Source organism: Paucisalibacillus globulus DSM 18846 (assembly GCF_000482485.1).
Classification (GTDB): Bacteria; Bacillota; Bacilli; order Bacillales; family Amphibacillaceae; genus Ornithinibacillus; species Ornithinibacillus globulus.
Map to the genome: position 1 here is coordinate 48,202 of NZ_KI519441.1, position 18,695 is coordinate 66,896.

Below are 18,695 nucleotides of genomic sequence, written 5' to 3' on the forward strand. Positions count from 1 at the left end.
TCCGTCAAAATGATGTGAATGATGCTCTTATACATCATTTCAACCTAGATTTACATTAGAAGCGATGCGCATCTCCAAATTTCTTAACCCTTACCGCACAGTCTATACAAAGTATGAAATTAACAACAATCATGCCTAAACGTACCGATGGTTTGAAAATTTGGTACCTAAAGAATTCAAATTGGTATTGTACTTTCAAATAGTCAATTCTCAAAAATATGCATAGTAATTATTTCCAGTCATATACTGATATGTTATTTGGAATGCCTTTCCTCCTAAATGCATATGATGAAATAAAGTACTCTTAATATAACAGGGGAATGCCGGTAAGTCGTTTCACCACTTGGGCAAGGAGGAACATACAATCATGTGTGGAATAACCGGTATTGTTGATTTGAAAAACTTTGTAAGAGAAGAGCGAGATACGTTAATTGGTATGACTGAAATGTTAACAACGAGCGGAGTGGCAGATCTATGGTTTAGTACCTTTGTAGGATTTGGCTATAAATATTTAGACGATAGAGGAACTGTTCAAAAAAAGATAAATGGAAATATGTACGCTATTGTATATAGTGGGTCATTAAGCAATAAGAAAGATACAAGAAATAAACTTTTGGAAAAAGGGCATTCCATTCCCTCATCGAGTGATGCAGAAACAATGTTGACATCCTATATTGAGTGGCGAGAAGATTGTTTGGATTTTCTAATCGGTAATTTTGTATTTGCTGTGTGGGATGAGAATAAACAAGAACTCTTTTTGACAACAAGTCAAGGAAGTAATAAATTAATCTATTATGCTTTTGATTCACATCGTTTCCTTTTTGGAACAGAACTGAATGCTATTGTGAAGCATCATAAAGTAAGCTTAGAGAATATAAAAGAGTTACAATTAGGACATTCGTTATTATTTTCAAAAGACAATGTAAAACTTAAGAATTAATATATAAACACGTGAAAAGTAGTGATGTTAATTGTCACTGCTTTTTCCATTGGCCGTTGGAAAGTATAACTATTTTCCAGATAGACAAAATGCGAATTTACACGGAATCAGGAGTTCAACGATGGGTATTAATATAAATCTCCAGGATTAGCAATCGACCACAATGCCCCTGTCGATTAATGAGAGGGGCTGTACTATTTTGTGAAAATATACAATATAAAGATTATTGAAAATAATAATGCGGAATGTTATGGTTGAGATAGATTGTCAACGCTTACAATGACATCCAAAAAAAGTAAAGGGAGTGGATTTTGTGAGTAACAAGGCAGTACTTTATGTAAAACCAGGTGAAGTGGAAGTTAAGGATATTGGTTATCCTGATCTAGTACTACGAGATGGACCAGGGGTCAACCCATTGAATGTAGGTCGCAAATGTAACCATGGTGTTATTTTAAAGGTGATTACGACTAATATTTGTGGTAGTGACCAGCATATGGTTCGAGGTCGTACTACGGCACCAAGCGGGCTTGTGTTAGGACATGAAATTACGGGTGAAGTAATTGAAGTTGGAAGTGATGTAGAATTTATTAAAAAGGGCGATATTGTTTCTGTACCGTTTAATATTGCATGTGGTCGCTGTGTCAATTGTAGGAAACAAGATACGCATATTTGTTTAAATGTTAATCCTGATCGCCCAGGTTCTGCTTATGGTTATGTAGACATGGGTGGATGGGTTGGCGGACAATCAGAATATGTGATGGTACCATATGCTGATTTCCAATTGTTAAAATTCCCTGATCGTGAACAAGCATTAGATAAAATTATGGATTTAACGATGCTTTCTGATATTTTTCCTACAGGATACCATGGGGCAGTTAGTGCTGGGGTGAAAATGGGCTCGACTGTCTATGTAGCTGGAGCTGGTCCTGTTGGATTGGCAGCAGCACACTCAGCGCAATTATTAGGTGCATCTGTTGTTATTGTTGGTGATTTAAATGCTGAACGTCTAGCTCAAGCTAGAAGTTTTGGTTGTGAAACTATTAATCTACGAGATCATGATAACTTAGGAGAGCAAATTGCGGAAATCGTAGGAGTTCCAGAGGTGGATTGTGCAATTGATGCGGTAGGATTCGAAGCAAGCGGCCATGGACAAAATGCTGGGGAAGCTCCAGCTACAGTGCTAAACTCCATTATGGATGTCACAAAAGCAGGTGGTCGACTTGGTATTCCAGGATTATATGTAACGGGAGATCCAGGTGCAAGTGATCATGATGCTAAAGAAGGAACGTTGAAAATTCGTTTTGGACTTGGTTTTGCGAAAGCGCATATTTTTGTTACTGGTCAAACTCCAGTCATGCGCTACAACCGTGATTTGATGAGGGCGATACTTAGTGGAAGAGCTCAAATTGCTAAGGCCGTTAATGCAACATTAATTTCTATTGATGAAGCACCAGATAGCTATCAAAAATTTGATGGTGGATCATCTCGTAAGTATGTTATCGATCCACATGGTACAGTACGTAATCGTCTTGCTGCATCTTCAAGTGCACATGCAAATTTATAAAAATTTCGTATAACTTAAAGAATAAGAGAAAGGGTCTACAGACTAGCAAGAAGTCGCTATTGTGTAGACCTTTTTTTGATAGTTAGGAAAAAACTTTCCGCACGTATAGAAAAAATCTTTTCCAAGACGTAAAAAATAGAATCATAGTCCAACTCTAATGTGGCAATGACTTTTGCCGTAGTCTTCTCGAACTATAATTTTTCCAAAGTAAATGGAATGTATTATTTTTCTTAGGAATATAGTGTATTAGAAAAGTTGGTACATGCTGCGTTCAGACTTAAATGCCAATTTTCCTAAATCGAAATTATTATGCTAAAAAAAGGGGTGTGTGTGATGTCTGAGTTTATGGCGGAACTGGTAGGTACGATGATTCTGATTATTTTTGGTGGAGGTGTTGTAGGCGGCGTTGTCCTGAAAAAGTCCAAAGCTGAAGGATCTGGTTGGATTGTCATTACAGTTGGATGGGGTCTTGCTGTTGCAATGGCGGTTTATGCAGTTGGGGGAATATCTGGTGCACATGTGAATCCAGCGGTTACCCTTGGTTTTGCATCAGTTGGTGAGTTTCCATGGGAAAAGGTACCACTTTATATTTCCGCACAAATGATTGGTGCTATAATTGGTGGAATAATTGTTTATTTGGCCTATTTAGCACATTGGAGAAATACAGATGATCCTGCTACAAAGCTGTCGGTTTTTTCAACTGCACCCGCAGTTCGTAGTACGTATGCTAACTTCTTAACAGAGGCAATTGGTACATTCGTTTTATTATTGGGGTTATTTTTTATCGGCACGAATGAATTTACAGAAGGACTGAATCCACTAATTGTTGGTCTGCTCATTGTGGCAATAGGTGTTTCGTTAGGTGGTCCAACTGGATATGCGATTAATCCAGCTCGTGATTTAGGTCCGAGAATTGCCCATGCCATTCTTCCAATCGCAGGAAAGGGTGGTTCTGATTGGGGTTACTCTTGGATTCCTGTAATCGGTCCAATTTTTGGAGGGATTTACGGTGCAGTCTTTTTCAAGGCAATTTTTGAAGGGCAATATTCCATACTTTTTTGGGTAATGACTGTACTTGTACTAGTAGCAATTGCTGGAGCGGTTAACGAGGATTTTAAAAAGCAAGGTTCCAGTCTAGGACAGCCTAATAAAGAAGCAGTATAATTTTAGGATAATTCGTACGTTCTTTAAAAATGAGAGGGGTGTCATCATGAAAGAAAAATTTATTATGGCATTAGACCAAGGAACAACAAGTTCAAGGGCCATATTGTTTAATCATAAAGGACAAATTGTAGAAACAGCACAGATGGAGTTTGAGCAGTTTTTTCCCAAATCAGGTTGGGTAGAACATGATGCAGAAGAGATTTGGACATCCATATTAGCTTGTATTGCAGAGGTTCTTCGGAAAGCAGATGTAGAGCCTAGTCAAGTAGCAGGTATCGGAATTACTAATCAACGTGAAACAGCCGTCGTATGGGATAAAGATACTGGTAAACCTGTCTATAAAGCGATTGTTTGGCAATCGCGACAAACAGCAGATATATGTAAGGAATTGAATGAAAAGGGTTACAATGACTTATTCCGTGATAAAACTGGTTTATTGATAGATGCATATTTCTCTGGAACAAAAGTAAAGTGGATATTGGATCATGTAGAAGGTGCGCGTGAAAAAGCGGAGAATGGTGATCTGCTTTTTGGTACGATTGATACATGGTTAGTGTATAAGTTGTCTGGTGGAAAAGCCCATGTAACGGATTATTCCAATGCATCTCGCACGTTAATGTTCAATATCTATGACTTACAGTGGGATGAAGAATTACTAGACATATTAACGGTACCAAAGAGCATGCTTCCGGAAGTTCGCGAGTCATCTGAAGTGTACGCAAACACGGTGGATTATCACTTCTTCGGTCATGAAGTACCAATTGCAGGAATTGCTGGTGACCAGCAAGCAGCATTGTTTGGTCAGGCTTGCTTTGAAACCGGAATGGCAAAAAATACGTATGGTACTGGCTGCTTTATGTTAATGAATACTGGGGAGAAGGGTGTTAAATCAGAACATGGCCTACTAACCACATTGGCATGGGGTGTCGACGGTAAAGTAGAATATGCACTGGAAGGCAGTATCTTCGTTGCCGGTTCTGCTATTCAATGGTTACGTGATGGGTTACAAATTATTAATAGTGCACCAGAGAGTGAAGGATTTGCATCAAAAGTAGAATCAACAGACGGTGTTTACTTAGTACCTGCATTTGTAGGTCTAGGAACACCATACTGGGATAGTGATGCTCGAGGAGCAGTATTTGGTTTAACTCGTGGTACATCAAAAGAACATTTTATTCGTGCTACTCTGGAGTCTTTAGCATATCAAACTAGAGATGTACTTGATGCGATGATTGCCGACTCTGGAATTGACTTAAAAACGCTTCGGGTTGATGGCGGCGCAGTTAAAAATGATCTCCTCATGCAATTCCAAAGTGATATTCTAGGAGTTCCGGTTGATCGCCCAGTTGTACAAGAAACAACCGCACTTGGCGCGGCGTACTTAGCTGGTCTAGCTGTAGGATATTGGGAGAACAAAGAGGAAATTGCACAGCAATGGCAAAATGAAAAAACATTCGAAAATACAATGGATTCCGAGGAGAAGGATGCGCTGTATGCTGGGTGGAAAAAGGCAGTGGAAGCAACCCGAGCATTTAAATTGTAATTAAATAAAAACATATAAATGGGCCCTAACGATATACTGACGCTAGGGCTTTTTTTGTAAATGAAGGGGGAGATTTCTAGTGAAGAAAATTATTAATAATCCAAATCAGGTGTTACAGGATATGGTTGATGGCTTGATTGCAGCTAATCCTCAACGTTTAAAGAAAATTCCAGAAACATTTGTTATAGCACGTGCAGATGCACCTGTACAAGGTAAAGTTGGTCTTGTCAGCGGCGGAGGAAGTGGTCACGAACCTGCTCATGCTGGCTATATAGGAAAAGGAATGTTAGACGCTGCTGTTTGTGGGGAAGTTTTCACATCACCGACGCCAGATCAGGTTTATGAAGCAATCAAAGCTGTTGATGGTGGAGCGGGTGTGTTTTTGGTGATTAAAAACTATACCGGGGATGTTATGAATTTTGAGATGGCCGCGGAGCTTGCCGAAGCAGAAGGTATTCAAGTGGAGAAAGTTATCGTTAATGATGACGTAGCCGTAGAAGATAGCTCCTTCACTACTGGACGAAGAGGTATTGCAGGTACGGTTTTTGTCCATAAAATTGCAGGTGCGATGGCGGATAAAGGGGCTAGTTTGGAAGACGTAAAAGCAGTAGCTGAAAAAGTGGTGGCTAATGTTCGCTCCATGGGAATGGCACTTACACCATGTACGGTTCCTGCTGCAGGTAATCCAAGCTTTGAACTCGCGGAGGATGAAATGGAAATCGGTATAGGAATCCATGGTGAACCAGGTATCGATCGTGGGACTATTGCAACTGCAGATGAGATAGCGACCACACTAACAGAAAAGGTTCTGGAAGATCGTGAATTCTCAGGTGAAGTGGCAGTTCTAGTGAATGGGCTTGGAGCTACTCCAGAGATGGAACTATATATTATGAATAAAAAGGTACACGATATTCTAGCAGATAGAGGTATTAATGTATATAAGACATTTGTTGGTGAATATATGACTTCACTTGAAATGGCTGGCTGTTCTGTTACACTGCTTCAGTTGGACGATGAGCTAAAGGAATTACTTGATGCCGAATCAACTGCTCCAGCATTTCGTATGTAGGGAAGGAGAGCATCATGGAATTAGGAGTGCTAGACATCGTAAAATGGTTTGAATTATCAAATGAAAAAATTCAGCAAAACAAGGATTATTTAACGTCGCTTGACCGACCTATTGGAGATGGTGACCATGGAATTAACATGGCAAGAGGTTACCAAGAAACTGTAAATAAAATTAATACTGTGGATTATGCTGAGCCATCAGCGGTACTAAAAGATGCGGCGATGGTATTGTTATCAAAAGTTGGAGGGGCATCAGGTCCTTTATATGGTACGGCGTTTTTGAAAATGTCCGTTGCAGTAAAGGGTATGGTAGTACTTAATTTGCGTACACTTACTGGTGGCTTGGCAGCAGCTCTTGCAGGGATAAAGCAACGTGGTAAGTCTGAGCTTGGTGAAAAGACAATGATAGACATTTGGGGCCCGGTGGTTGACTATTTTACGAAGGGAGAAATAAGTTCAGCTGGTCTAATGGAAATAGTTAGTAGTGCTCTAGAAACATCAAAAGAAACCATGGCAACAAAAGGGCGTGCAGCTTATTTTAAAGAAAAATCAATTGGCCATCTTGATCCAGGTTCAGCATCATCTTTTTATATTTTTGAAGCACTTGCTGAAGTGATAAAGGAGAAAGAGTAAAATGGATTATGTAGGAATCGTGCTAGTGTCCCATAGCCCTAAATTAGTGGAGGGATTGTTAGATATAATACGGCAAGTTATCCATGATGTACCAATCGAAATAGCTGGTGGAACGAATGAAATGGAGATTGGAACGAGTGTTGAAAAAATCATGTCTGCAATTACAGCTGCTAATACCGGAAAAGGGGTTCTAGTATTCTATGACCTTGGAAGTGCGAAGATGAATGCCGAGGTTGCTTTAGAAATGCTAGATTCCATACAGGTGAAAATTATAGATGCTCCATTAGTGGAAGGAGCCTATGTAGCAGCAGTAGAGTCAAATATGGGGAAATCACTAGATAAGGTTTATGAGACAGTGATAAGAGAGTTCTAATAAATAAGGGTCTGGCACCAGTAGTTATGGGTGCCAGACCCTACACTTATATCATAAAGGTAAATACTCATCTAAATCCTCATCATAGTAGTACCATTGACCATCGTATTCATCATAGTATGTCCAGGTCTGTAGATATTCATCAAAGTAATACCATTGGTCATCTACTTCGTCATAATAACTCCATTCACCTGTTTCCTCATCATAATGCATATTGGGATCAGTATTTGGATCAACATATCCCTCATCAGTATAGAAATCCGCACTTTCCTCTCCAGACCAATCTTCTTCGTAGTATCCACTATCTTCTTCATACCAATTTTCATAATTTGAACTCTCATCCCCGAAGTAATCCCACAGGGCATTCCCAAACTCTGCCCAGAAATCCTCATAATCATATTCCCAGTAATTATAGTAATCTTCGTCCTCGGAATACTCACCACCATCAAAGTAACCTTCACTCCATGAGTCTTCGTTATATGTATCATCATAAAATTGAGCAAGAATATCTTCTTCATTCATTGGCTCATTAATCCATGACTCAATAATTGAATGGACGGTATATAGTGGAATGCTAAATCCAATCGAAGCTTCTTCAATACTTTCTGCAGAATTAATGGCAACAATTTTTTCAGAGATCTTGTTTATTAAAGGTCCACCACTACTTCCTGGTGAAATTGGAGCAGAAATTTGGTATAGATTTTCATAAACATAAGGATCAATGACAAAACTCCGATTTTTTCCAGTGATATAACCCATTGTGGCAGTGTTTTCAAGTCCAAGTGGGCTACCAAGCGCAATGATTTCCTCCCCTATTTTGGTAGTATCCGAGAATTCAAGATCAAAAGGTTCTGTACCTACTAGATCTGGTACATGTATTACCGCAACATCAGTTTCGTTCGAATAGCCAATAACCGTACCAGGATATTCTGTACCATTAATTGTTTTGATAAAAACTGCAGTTTCCCCTTCGACAACATGAGCATTTGTAACAACTGCACCGCTATTGTTATACAGGAAACCAGATCCTTGACTGTACGGTGTAAAAACCGTGTAGACCGTTTCTTGTGCAGTAGAGATAATATCTGATAACTCCCGTTTTTGCTCATCTTGTAATTCTTGTTTTTCAGCACTTGGTGCGGTTGTTTCAACAACCTGGGGTCCTTGCTCTTTAGGTAAAATCTCTGTAGCAAGTCTATTCGGTACGTTTGAATAAAAGGACGTAACAATAAAAACACTAAGTACAATTGAACCAACCAATAATATGGATAAGAAAATAATTGTAAAAGGACTCAGTTTCTGCTTGATTTTCTGTTTATTACCACAATGAGGGCAGAAATTTGAGTTGGGCCGTCGCTCTCCACCGCAAGATTGACAGTACATATTCGAACCTCTTTTCTTTGGTTGTTAGTACAATAATTATAGCATGAAAAACTATGCTTAAGCCTAGTAATTATAATTTTGTAAGTATATAGATAGATATACTGATAGTAGGAAATTTGGGCAACAACGGTTTTGGTATTGATAACCCAAATAGTGGCGCATCGTCCAATTATCGGAAATATCATCCAGGCATCGTATCAATCGGCCGTTAATCGGAAATATCAGCCATGCATCGGAAATATCGGCCGTTATTCGGAAATATCAGCCAAGCATCGTAACAATCGGCCGTTATTCGGAAATATCAGCCAAGCATCGTAACAATCGGCCGTTAAACAGAACTATCATCCAGGCAGCGGAAATATCAGCCATTATACAGAAATATCAGCCGAATGTGGGGGAACAACAGACAATCCGCACTACAGTTTATAGCCTGTCCTACTCTTAAATCGTTTCAAAATGACCGAACTCTCCACTCGGGTTATTCCTTCAACCGAATAAAGCTGATCATTAATAAAGGTCTCTAGTTTTTGAAAGTCCTCTACTAAAACATGGGTATGAAGTGTACTAGGACCTGTCATTTGATAAATACTAGCTACATTGGGATTGTTAGCTAAATTCTCTGCAACCTTTTGTAACTGTTTAGGTTCCACATCTACCTCAAAAAATGCAGAAACATTCATTCCTATTTTTTCTGAATTGATGACAACGGAAAATTTTTCAATGATTCCTTTATCTTTTAGGTTTTTAATGCGATCCTTTACCGCAACACGTGATAGTCCAACTTTATCCGCTAATTCCACATATGATAATCGACCATCTTCTGATAGAAGGGATAATAATTGTTTGTCTATTTCATCGATTTTCATATTTAATCATCTCCTGATATTGTTTTGTTTGTAATTATAGTAGAAAAGTAAACATAATGAAAGCAAATATTAGTATATTCTTTTAAAAGTTAATCATATGTTGTAATTGGCTTAATTTTAGAAGAATCTTAGATTGACAGAATACTATATCTTTTGTAATATGTTATTAATTTAGAAAATTCTAGGGGGATTATTATGCTTGAGATGAACCATCACTCTTACCCGTATTCCAGTACAAGAAATTCTACATATGGCAAAAATGGTATGGTCGCAACATCACAGCCACTAGCAGCACAAGCGGGGCTTGAAATTTTAAAAAAAGGTGGAAATGCAATTGATGCTGCTATTGCAACAGCTGCATGCTTAACTGTTGTTGAGCCATCTTCTAACGGAATTGGTGGAGATGCATTTGCATTGGTTTGGACAAAAGGTGAATTACATGGGCTAAATGCAAGTGGTAAGTCACCAAAAAGTATTTCTATTGAAGCGGTTAAGGAAGCGGGGCATGAAACGATTCCAGCCCATGGGTGGATTCCCGTTACTGTACCAGGAGTACCTGGAGCTTGGGCAGAGCTTTCTAAAAAGTTTGGCAAACTTCCATTAAAAGAAGTTTTAGAGCCGGCAATTCAATATGCTTCTGAAGGGTATCCAGTGTCCCCAACGCTTGGAAAGTATTGGAACAACGCATACAAAAGCTTTAAACAGAAATTAACAGATGATGTCTTTAAGCATTGGTTCGATACATTTGCTCCAAATGAAAGAGCACCTAGAGTTGGCGAAGTATGGTCGTCAGAAGGTCATGCAGAAACGCTTCGTTCGATTGGGGAAACAAATGCAGAATCTTTTTATCGTGGAGAATTAGCAGAAAAAATTGCGCGCTTTTCAAAAGAAACAGGTGGCTATTTAACAGCAGAGGACTTAGCCGAATTCAAAGCAGATTGGGTGAAACCGATCAGTGTAAATTATCGTGGCTTTGATGTTTGGGAAATTCCACCCAATGGTCAAGGTATCGTTGCATTACAGGCATTAAACATTTTAAAAGGCTTTGATTTTCCAGAGAAAGAGTGTGTCGATACGTATCATAAACAAATGGAGGCCATGAAATTAGCATTTGCTGATGGGGAGAAATACGTAACGGATGAAGGTCATATGAGGGTTAAGGCAGAACAACTTCTAAGTGAAGCTTACGGTGAAAAGCGCAGAAGCCTTATTGGTGAAGAAGCATTATTCCCTGAAGCAGGAGATCCATCATTAAGTGGAACAGTATATTTAGCTGCCGCTGATGGAGAAGGGAACATGATTTCCTATATTCAAAGTAATTACATGGGATTTGGTTCAGGTCTGGTTGTTCCTGACACAGGAATTGCACTACAAAATCGTGGCCATAATTTTTCAATGGACCCTGAACACATGAATGCTTTAGCTGGTGGCAAGAGAACGTACCATACGATTATCCCGGGTTTTATGACCAAAGGTGATCAACCGATTGGCCCATTTGGTGTAATGGGTGGATTTATGCAGCCACAAGGTCATGTTCAGGTTGTCATGAACACCGTTGATTTCGGATTAAATCCACAGGCGGCACTTGATGCGCCACGTTGGCAGTGGATAAAGGAAAAAGTTGTCGAGGTAGAGAATCGATTTCCACATCATTTAGCACAAGGTTTAGCTGAAAAAGGGCATCATATTAAAATAGCACTGGAGCCAAATAGTTTTGGACGTGGTCAGATAATTTGGCGAGATCCTGAAACAGGAGTATTAGTTGGTGGGACGGAATCAAGAACAGATGGTACAGTTGCAGCTTGGTAATACGTCTAACTGAAAGGTGAATAGTCTTCTATGAAAATACAATGGAATTTATTTTTAGCTTTTTTCCGGGTGGGAATCCTAGGCTATGGTGGAGGGCCAGCCTCAATTCCTCTCGTTCACAAAGAGGTAGTTGATACGTATAAATGGATGAAAGATGAAGAGTTTGGTGACATGCTAGCACTAGCAAACACGCTCCCCGGTCCAATTGCAACAAAGCTTGCGGGATATATTGGGTACCGGGTGGCAGGTATACTTGGCATGTTAAATGCCGTAATTGCAACAACGCTTCCTACGATTATACTCTTAATTATTTTGCTTTCAACTCTTGCCTCATTTAAAGATATTGACTGGGTAAAAGGTATGACAGCAGCTGTGATCCCGGTCGTAGGTATGATGATGGCAACGCTAACTTGGCAATTTTTTGATAAAGCGAGAAAAGGAATGGGCTGGATTAAAGCGATTATCCTGACAGCCGTTGTCTTTGTATTTCTTTCCTTTTTAAATGTTCATCCCGGGATTATTATCGCTATTTTAATTGTTACCGCACTTGTGATTCGTGATAAGAAACGTGAAAAAGGAGTGAATGCCTGATGCTTACATACTGGCAAATATTCTTGGCCTTTTTCATTCCTGGGATACTTGGTTATGGCGGTGGACCGGCTTCCATTCCGCTTGTTGAAAATGAGGTTGTTGGTAGATATGGTTGGATGTCCGTGCAGGAATTTAGTGAAATATTAGCTGTTGCAAATTCCCTTCCAGGTCCAATTGCTACCAAGATGGCAGGGTATATCGGTTATGAAGTAGGTGGTGTACTGGGGGCAGTTATTGGAGTGTTTGCAACTGTCGCGCCTTCGCTAATCATTATGATTGCACTCCTTGGACTTTTGTACAAATATAAAGATTCCCCAAAAGTAAAACGAATTACTCTATTTGTTCGTCCGGTAATCGCAATACTCCTTGGGCTAATGGCTTGGAGATTCTTCTTTGAATCTTATGAGGGAATTGGTCTTCTGCATACTGCCATTATTACCATTGCTAGTTACTTATTAATTGAACGGATTAAGGTTCACCCAGCATTTGTTATATTAGGAGCATTTGTTTATGGGGGATTGTTATTGTGATAAGGATTCTACATGGCCTTATACTGTCAATAGCCGATGATGACCGAATTTTACAATCTAAGCAAAAAAAGCTTGTAGAGAAAAAATACCTGCTTTCTCTACAAGCTGGGGGACAGTGAAAGGTCACTGTCCTCTTACTAATTATTTTTAATAGCTGCTAGATTCGTCGTTTTAACAGTGAAAACCTTATAACTGAAATTTTCGAACTAATTCATTTAACTTTTCAGCTATCTTTGCAAGATCTTCTGAACTACGTGTTACTTCCTCCATGGAACTGCTTGTCTGTTGAACAGATGCAGTAGTCTGTTCAATACCTGCAGCAGACTCTTCAGCTGTCGCTGCAATATCTTGAGTCGCGCTATCCAATCGTTCAGTATTAGTAGCCATGGCTGATAAGTTTTCTGATATACCATTAATATTCGTTGCCATTTCCGTTACAGATTCTTTTATATTTTTGATAGTAGAATGGGTATGGCGAATTTGATTTGTACCCTCTTCAACTTCATTATATCCACTCTTTAAGGAATCCGTAACAAGTAAAACTTCTTGTTGCATATCATTAACAATTTTGGTAATGATTGTTAGGGACGAAGCCGTTTGTTCTGCGAGATTTCTTACTTCATCAGCTACAACTGAAAATCCTTTTCCGTGCTCTCCAGCTCTTGCTGCTTCGATTGCTGCATTTAATGCTAATAAGTTGGTTTGTTCAGCTACTTCCTTTATTACCTCAATCATTTTAGAAATTTCATCGGATTTCTGATGTAAACTTTCTACCTTCATATAAGAATCTTGTACAATCTTATTAGCCTTTTCCATTTGAATAGTAGATGATTCCATTAGTTGGCTTCCATCGTTAGTCATATTAAGAACTTGTTGTGATTTATGTTGAATATGATTTCCAAATTCATTTGCTTCCTTTACTTTCATCGAGAAAATAGAAATTCCAGAAGATAATTTACTTGATACATTAGCTTGAGTCTCTGATCCTGTTGCCAATTCTTGCATCGTTGTAGCAACCTGTTCCGTTCCCATCATAACTTCACTTGCAGATTGTGTTAATTCTTCACTGTGGCTAGTCACAGTTTCGGATACCTTATTAATTTGCTTTAACATATCCCTCATACTATTAGCCATTTGATTTGTAGAGTCTACCAATTGACCTACTTCGTCTTTTGACTTTATCGATAACGGTTCTTTTGATAAGTCTCCTTTAGCAATAACATCCATATGATTCATTACCATTCGGATTGGTTTTGAAATTTTGGTTGATAAATAAACTCCAGCGAAACCGGAAAGGAGTGTAATTAATATGCTTAGGATCAGGGCCAACTTTACCTTGCTCTGTGCATCACTCTTTATATCTGCTCCTTGCTCATCTGCAATACCTTGTATCCATGTAAACATTGCATTCGTATCTTCTACTAAACTGGAAATAATCGGGGTAATTTCTTTTAACCCCTTATCTAGTATTAGTTGTTTGTCCGTTTCAGATGAATTCATTAAATCATTAGCAACCTGTTGTAGCTGATTATTTTTCTCGGCGATTGAAGTTAATCTCTCTACGGTTTCCTCTCTTGTTGATAACTCCTTACCAATCTCAATATATTCAGAAATTATAGATGACGATTCTTCAAACTTATCTTGATATTCTTTATCTTCATAAAGCATATAGGCACGATAATTCCCCACTTCTGTGGACACTTCATTTTGAATGGTTTGTATAACTGCTTTCAAATTAGATAATGGGCCCACTATATAGTCATAGGACTCCGTCATATTTTTCATCGTACTATAGGTCATTATTGATACTCCGCCAAAAATCAGAGAGATAATAATAAATGCACTAATAAGTTTTTGTTTAATAGTTAGTTTCATCGTTAGTTCCTCCAAGATGTATATTCCTGTTAACAATTCCTAAATTTAATTTGTGTACATACTTCCCTTAATCTAATCATCCTAGCATCAGTTTTAAATTTCAATGGTTGTCAAATATACTCCTTTTTTATTGGTATTATACTTATCTCATAAATGGATTAATATTCCTCTGGTTTTTTAACCTGTTAAAGAAAATACAAGTCAAATAAAATCAAAGGTTTACGGATGACTATTTTGCCCAAGTGTAAAAATTATGTATTTCATGCAAAAAATGGTTGTGAACTGATGCACAATTAATTATATAAGAATAAAGACGCGATATCAATTTTAAAATAGTAATATTATACTAATACTAATTACCTATATAACTTATAAGTATACTAGAATTTTCAATAAGAAAAGGTTATGAATTTGACTCTCATAACCTTTTCTAGTTAATTTATATTTTGAAAGCTTCGTGAAAAGAGTAGTTTAGCAATACTATTTTACTAACCCAAGAAATTTCAACCCATGATAAACCCCGGCCTCATCTACAGAAGTAGTTCTATACGTTGCAAATGGAAGTAAATCCGCATGAGCATTTCCCATAGCAAAGCCTGCTCCTACTATTTCTAACATTTCTTTATCATTCATTCCGTCTCCAAATGCAATTGCTTCATCCGGTGAAATTCCGAGGTGCTTTAGCACTACCTTAACAGCTTCGCCTTTGTTAGCAGATAATCGAATTACGTCATAACAATTTGTTACTCCATGTACATTTACCTCTGCAAGTCGAATATCCTTATCTATTTCATAAAGATATGCTTCCTCGGGATGGACATTAATCAGTGTTGCACCTAATACGTAATTAGTCATTTCTTCGTTGATAGGAAGCAGACTTGTATTGGTTACTTGAAATAGCTCTGCAAAATTCCTGATGGAAGGAGATTTCACATCTATTGCATAATTGCTTTCACTTGTATAAAGAATGATTTCATGATTATGTTCCTTTGCTATACGCAGATACGCTTCTACAATTTCCTTTTTCATAGGGGCATCAAGAATATTTTTATTTTGATATACCGTGTAGGCACCGTTGTAACCTATGTAGGATTCAATACGTAATTCCTCAGCAAGATCACTTAATTCATGAGTAGGTCTTCCAGTTGCCAAGAAAACTTCCATTCCTTGAGCTTGAATTTGTTCAATTGCCTCTTTTGTTTTAGGATGGTATGAATGATCAGGTTTCAAAATAGTTCCATCAATATCTAAAAATAAAATCTTATATGTCATGGAAATCTCCTTTTCTAACATTTTAGAATAAGTGTAGCATACTAGTGTTAAGGAATCGAAAAATAGATATTAAGTTTAATCACCAAAATTTGTAGTAAATAGGGTAGTCATTTATGTTAATATAAGGGGAGAAGTAGTATATTATTTTTTAAAAAAAGAATAGACTATACGGATGTTTAGGATTGTTGCTAGTCCTGAATTTTGGCGCATTTATGTTAATCGTTGCATTAAAATTTCAAACTAATCGAAAGAGTTTACTTTTTAATAAAAGGCAGGAGAAATCGCATGGACATAAGAAAACTTAGCAAAGAAGAAGTACCACCAATTGAATTACTGTTATTAGCAGACCCTTCAGAAGAGATGATTATGGGCTATCTTCAACGCGGAGATTGTTATGTTGGTGAACTTAACAATGAGATTGTTGGTGTGTATGTACTACTTCCAACAAGACCAGGTACGATGGAAATCGTGAATGTTGCTGTTGTAGATGAACATCGAGGAAAAGGAATTGGTAAAAAGCTAGTTTCAGATGCTATTCGTAAAGCAAGAATTGGTGGCTACAATGCCATTGAAATTGGTACTGGTAACTCTAGTATTAATCAATTAGCACTGTATCAAAAATGCGGATTTAGAATTATTGGCATTGATACTGACTTCTTTATTCGTAATTATTCAGAGGAAATTATTGAATTTGGAATTTCATGTAGGGATATGATTCGGTTGAAATTAGATTTATAGTTTTGCAAGAAGTAGGGACGTTTAGATCAAAACAAAATAAACAAGGGAAGGTGAGGAAAATGCCAACTTGTTCAGTTTGTAATAAGAAATGGACCTGGTTTGAAACGATAAAAACAATCTTTAAATTGACGTGTCCATATTGTGATAATAGGCAGTATGAGTCCGCTTCCTCTCGAAAAAGAGGTAGCATGTTTGCATTAATACCATTAGTAGTATTACCTATTAACGCGTTATTAGAAGTTTCTGTAGGAACTGCAATCATTCTAGCGATAATATTAGGTCTACTAACATTTGGTTCTTATCCGTTTATTTTAAAGTTATCTAATGAACAAGAGCCACTTTTTTAAGGACTTGTGTTTCTGCTTGATTGGTAGGCTAAATACATCAGTTACTATATAACTAAAAAGGATTAGGGTCTGAAAGCCCTAATCCTTTTATTGTTTCATAATGCTTTATCATCCACAGATTCAAGCCATTCTTCAATTGCTTTTACGGTGGAATTGATGGAACCATCTTCAAAAGGAGATTGAAGATTTGCAGCTTCAACTAAACCTAAAAATGATTTAGAACCACCAAGTTTACATAGGTTTAAGTAATCATTCCATGCTCCCTCGCGATCTTCCCTTGAACGCTTCCAGAATTGGAATGCACAAATTTGCGCTAATGTGTAATCGATATAATAGAATGGAGATTCATAAATATGTCCTTGACGCTGCCAAATAGCACCAGTTCCCCAATATGGCATATCACCATAATCACGATGTGGTAGATATTTTTCTTCTAACCCTTTCCATGCCGTTTTACGTTCTTCAGGAGTCCAATCTGGATTTTCATAAACAAGATGCTGGAACTCATCCACAGCAACACCGTATGGTAGGAATCGAAGTCCACTAGCTAAGTGTGAATGCTTATATTTATCTGTATCCTCTTTAAAGAATAATTCCATCCATGGCCATGTAAGGAATTCCATACTCATCGAATGAATTTCTGCTGCTTCATGTGTTGGCCAAATATATTCAGGAATACCGATACTACGACTCTGATATACTTGGAATGCATGCCCTGCCTCATGTGTTAACACGTCTATATCATCTGACGTACCATTGAAGTTAGAAAAGATGAAAGGGGATTGATAGTCCTCTATAAAGGTACAATATCCACCTGATTCTTTGCCTTTCTTCGCCTCAAGATCCATTAAATTACGATCTAACATATAATGGAAGAATTCATTTGTTTCCGGTGAAAGCTCTTCATACATTTTCTTACCATTTTCAATAATCCATTCTGGTGAACCTTTTGGGGTCGCATTTCCAGTTTTATATTGGAAGCCCTCATCATAAAACTTCAAGGAATCTACACCAATTCGCTCAGCTTGTTTATCAAACAACTTGGATACCAGCGGAACGATGGTTTCCTGTACTTGTTTACGGTAATTAGCAACCATTTCCGCATTGTAATCAATTCTCATCATACGGATATAGCCAAGTTCAACAAAGTTCTTGTAGCCAAGTGTTGTCGCAATTTCATGACGTACTTTTACTAATTGGTCGTAAATATCATCAAATTTTTCTGCATTTGCTTCAAAGAAACCTGACGCTACAGATGCTGCCTTTTTACGTACATCGCGATCTTTATCTTGCATGAAAGGTCCAAGTTGAGCTAATGTGTATGTTTCCCCATTGAATTCAACCTGTGCAGATGCAACTAGTTTGGAGTACTCAGAAGTAAGCTTATTTTCTTTTTGCATTAATCCAATTACTTCAGGATCAATCCCTTTAATGGAGTAATCAGCAATTTCAAAAAGCTGTGTTCCCCATTTATTCTCAAGTTCAGAGCGGTAAGGAGATTTTATTAATTCCTTATAAAAATCAGTATCTAGCTTCTGAATTTCAGGTACGACTTCATCCATGTAATCGCGTTCCTTTTGATAGAATTCATCATTCGTATCGATAGAAGCGCGGATAAATACAAGGTTAAATTGTGTTGAGATATAAGCGCGAAATTTATTAATTTGTTCAATTGCTTCATTTTGCTCATCAACGGATGCCGCATTTTTAAACGCCTCTAGTAAGCCAGTAAATTTTTCCTTAGTTTGCTCCAAATCTGGACGTTCATATGTATAGTTTTCAAATGTCTGCATGCATGTTCCCCCTTAATAAAATATTCTTACTATTATAGTGTACACTATTTATGGGAAAAATAAGATATTTTTATTTTGGGAAATGTAATAGAGATAGTGTAATAGGAAACTGGGTGTTTGTACTGTCCGGGTGCAAGATTTCCTTAAACGGTCACAAGTTCGTACGGCAAGGTCGCAAGGTTACTTGAATTAGTCACATGTTCATT

Annotated in this window: 17 protein-coding genes; 12 read left to right on the forward strand and 5 right to left on the reverse strand. The window is 37.8% G+C overall.

Features of this window, described 5'->3' with window-relative positions; genetic code table 11:
* Positions 1-367 precede the first annotated feature (367 nt).
* The 7 genes from K332_RS0121080 to dhaM all read left to right on the forward strand — a co-directional run bounded on the left by K332_RS0121080 (position 368) and on the right by dhaM (position 7,285).
* Positions 368-940 (forward strand): asparagine synthetase B family protein, encoded by a 573-nt coding sequence (locus tag K332_RS0121080; protein WP_026909259.1) that lies wholly within the window; start codon positions 368-370, stop codon positions 938-940.
* A gap of 313 nt (positions 941-1,253) precedes the next feature.
* Positions 1,254-2,504: a formaldehyde dehydrogenase, glutathione-independent gene (fdhA, locus tag K332_RS23100; protein WP_051359576.1), complete on the forward strand. Its 1,251-nt coding sequence runs from the start codon at positions 1,254-1,256 to the stop codon at positions 2,502-2,504.
* 333 nt (positions 2,505-2,837) lie between these two features.
* Positions 2,838-3,668: an MIP/aquaporin family protein gene (locus K332_RS0121090; RefSeq protein WP_026909260.1), complete on the forward strand. Its 831-nt coding sequence runs from the start codon at positions 2,838-2,840 to the stop codon at positions 3,666-3,668.
* Positions 3,669-3,714: 46 nt separating this feature from the next.
* Positions 3,715-5,211 carry a glycerol kinase GlpK gene (glpK, locus tag K332_RS0121095; protein ID WP_026909261.1) on the forward strand — a complete coding sequence of 499 codons (1,497 nt, stop codon included), beginning with the start codon at positions 3,715-3,717 and terminating at the stop codon, positions 5,209-5,211.
* A gap of 79 nt (positions 5,212-5,290) precedes the next feature.
* Positions 5,291-6,280 carry a dihydroxyacetone kinase subunit DhaK gene (gene dhaK / locus K332_RS0121100; protein ID WP_026909262.1) on the forward strand — a complete coding sequence of 330 codons (990 nt, stop codon included), beginning with the start codon at positions 5,291-5,293 and terminating at the stop codon, positions 6,278-6,280.
* A gap of 14 nt (positions 6,281-6,294) precedes the next feature.
* Complete coding sequence (dhaL, locus tag K332_RS0121105; RefSeq protein WP_026909263.1) at positions 6,295-6,912, forward strand: dihydroxyacetone kinase subunit DhaL; 618 nt, start codon at positions 6,295-6,297, stop codon at positions 6,910-6,912.
* A gap of 1 nt (position 6,913) precedes the next feature.
* Positions 6,914-7,285, forward strand: coding sequence for a dihydroxyacetone kinase phosphoryl donor subunit DhaM (gene dhaM / locus K332_RS0121110; protein ID WP_026909264.1), 372 nt, complete (start codon positions 6,914-6,916; stop codon positions 7,283-7,285).
* A 51-nt stretch (positions 7,286-7,336) separates the two neighbouring features.
* On the opposite strand, the gene K332_RS0121115 is transcribed toward dhaM, so the two are convergent.
* Together K332_RS0121115 and K332_RS0121120 are read right to left on the reverse strand one after the other, a co-directional pair.
* Entirely contained in the window at positions 7,337-8,668 is a 1,332-nt protein-coding gene (locus K332_RS0121115; protein ID WP_026909265.1) for a trypsin-like peptidase domain-containing protein, read from the reverse strand.
* A gap of 416 nt (positions 8,669-9,084) precedes the next feature.
* Positions 9,085-9,534, reverse strand: a complete 450-nt coding sequence (locus K332_RS0121120; protein ID WP_026909266.1) for an Lrp/AsnC family transcriptional regulator — start codon at positions 9,532-9,534, stop codon at positions 9,085-9,087.
* Between the two features lie 204 nt (positions 9,535-9,738).
* On the opposite strand from K332_RS0121120, the gene K332_RS0121125 reads away from it, so the two are divergent.
* From K332_RS0121125 to K332_RS0121135, 3 genes are read left to right on the forward strand one after another with little or no spacing between them, the layout of a single operon-like run.
* Positions 9,739-11,343 (forward strand): gamma-glutamyltransferase family protein, encoded by a 1,605-nt coding sequence (locus tag K332_RS0121125; RefSeq protein ID WP_156914265.1) that lies wholly within the window; start codon positions 9,739-9,741, stop codon positions 11,341-11,343.
* 30 nt (positions 11,344-11,373) lie between these two features.
* Positions 11,374-11,934: a chromate transporter gene (locus K332_RS0121130; protein WP_026909268.1), complete on the forward strand. Its 561-nt coding sequence runs from the start codon at positions 11,374-11,376 to the stop codon at positions 11,932-11,934.
* Entirely contained in the window at positions 11,934-12,464 is a 531-nt protein-coding gene (locus K332_RS0121135; RefSeq protein WP_026909269.1) for a chromate transporter, read from the forward strand. Before K332_RS0121130 ends, K332_RS0121135 begins: the two co-directional genes overlap by 1 nt.
* A gap of 186 nt (positions 12,465-12,650) precedes the next feature.
* On the opposite strand, the gene K332_RS0121145 is transcribed toward K332_RS0121135, so the two are convergent.
* Positions 12,651-14,339 (reverse strand): methyl-accepting chemotaxis protein, encoded by a 1,689-nt coding sequence (locus K332_RS0121145; protein WP_036689564.1) that lies wholly within the window; start codon positions 14,337-14,339, stop codon positions 12,651-12,653.
* A gap of 480 nt (positions 14,340-14,819) precedes the next feature.
* Complete coding sequence (locus K332_RS0121150) at positions 14,820-15,611, reverse strand: Cof-type HAD-IIB family hydrolase (protein ID WP_026909271.1); 792 nt, start codon at positions 15,609-15,611, stop codon at positions 14,820-14,822.
* A 285-nt stretch (positions 15,612-15,896) separates the two neighbouring features.
* Here K332_RS0121150 and K332_RS0121155 point away from each other — a divergent pair, with 285 nt between their 5' ends.
* The gene (locus K332_RS0121155) at positions 15,897-16,349 is read left to right on the forward strand and encodes a GNAT family N-acetyltransferase (protein WP_026909272.1); all 453 of its coding nucleotides are present in this window, start codon (positions 15,897-15,899) and stop codon (positions 16,347-16,349) included.
* Positions 16,350-16,408: 59 nt separating this feature from the next.
* The gene (locus K332_RS0121160) at positions 16,409-16,696 is read left to right on the forward strand and encodes a TIGR04104 family putative zinc finger protein (protein ID WP_026909273.1); all 288 of its coding nucleotides are present in this window, start codon (positions 16,409-16,411) and stop codon (positions 16,694-16,696) included.
* Positions 16,697-16,791: 95 nt separating this feature from the next.
* Here K332_RS0121160 and K332_RS0121165 read toward each other — a convergent pair whose 3' ends face one another.
* Positions 16,792-18,489 carry a M3 family oligoendopeptidase gene (locus tag K332_RS0121165; RefSeq protein WP_026909274.1) on the reverse strand — a complete coding sequence of 566 codons (1,698 nt, stop codon included), beginning with the start codon at positions 18,487-18,489 and terminating at the stop codon, positions 16,792-16,794.
* Positions 18,490-18,695 lie beyond the last annotated feature (206 nt).

Excerpts from the sequence above, each read along its gene's own strand:
- K332_RS0121135 (WP_026909269.1), top strand. The coding sequence starts at position 11,934 with ATGCTTACATACTGGCAAATATTCTTGGCCTTTTTCATTCCTGGGATA.
- K332_RS0121090 (WP_026909260.1), top strand. The coding sequence starts at position 2,838 with ATGTCTGAGTTTATGGCGGAACTGGTAGGTACGATGATTCTGATTATT.
- K332_RS0121150 (WP_026909271.1), bottom strand. The coding sequence starts at position 15,611 with ATGACATATAAGATTTTATTTTTAGATATTGATGGAACTATTTTGAAA.
- glpK (WP_026909261.1), top strand. The coding sequence starts at position 3,715 with ATGAAAGAAAAATTTATTATGGCATTAGACCAAGGAACAACAAGTTCA.
- K332_RS0121125 (WP_156914265.1), top strand. The coding sequence starts at position 9,739 with ATGAACCATCACTCTTACCCGTATTCCAGTACAAGAAATTCTACATAT.
- K332_RS0121145 (WP_036689564.1), bottom strand. The coding sequence starts at position 14,339 with ATGAAACTAACTATTAAACAAAAACTTATTAGTGCATTTATTATTATC.
- K332_RS0121160 (WP_026909273.1), top strand. The coding sequence starts at position 16,409 with ATGCCAACTTGTTCAGTTTGTAATAAGAAATGGACCTGGTTTGAAACG.
- K332_RS0121115 (WP_026909265.1), bottom strand. The coding sequence starts at position 8,668 with ATGTACTGTCAATCTTGCGGTGGAGAGCGACGGCCCAACTCAAATTTC.
- K332_RS0121120 (WP_026909266.1), bottom strand. The coding sequence starts at position 9,534 with ATGAAAATCGATGAAATAGACAAACAATTATTATCCCTTCTATCAGAA.
- K332_RS0121165 (WP_026909274.1), bottom strand. The coding sequence starts at position 18,489 with ATGCAGACATTTGAAAACTATACATATGAACGTCCAGATTTGGAGCAA.
- K332_RS0121130 (WP_026909268.1), top strand. The coding sequence starts at position 11,374 with ATGAAAATACAATGGAATTTATTTTTAGCTTTTTTCCGGGTGGGAATC.
- dhaM (WP_026909264.1), top strand. The coding sequence starts at position 6,914 with ATGGATTATGTAGGAATCGTGCTAGTGTCCCATAGCCCTAAATTAGTG.
- dhaL (WP_026909263.1), top strand. The coding sequence starts at position 6,295 with ATGGAATTAGGAGTGCTAGACATCGTAAAATGGTTTGAATTATCAAAT.
- K332_RS0121080 (WP_026909259.1), top strand. The coding sequence starts at position 368 with ATGTGTGGAATAACCGGTATTGTTGATTTGAAAAACTTTGTAAGAGAA.
- K332_RS0121155 (WP_026909272.1), top strand. The coding sequence starts at position 15,897 with ATGGACATAAGAAAACTTAGCAAAGAAGAAGTACCACCAATTGAATTA.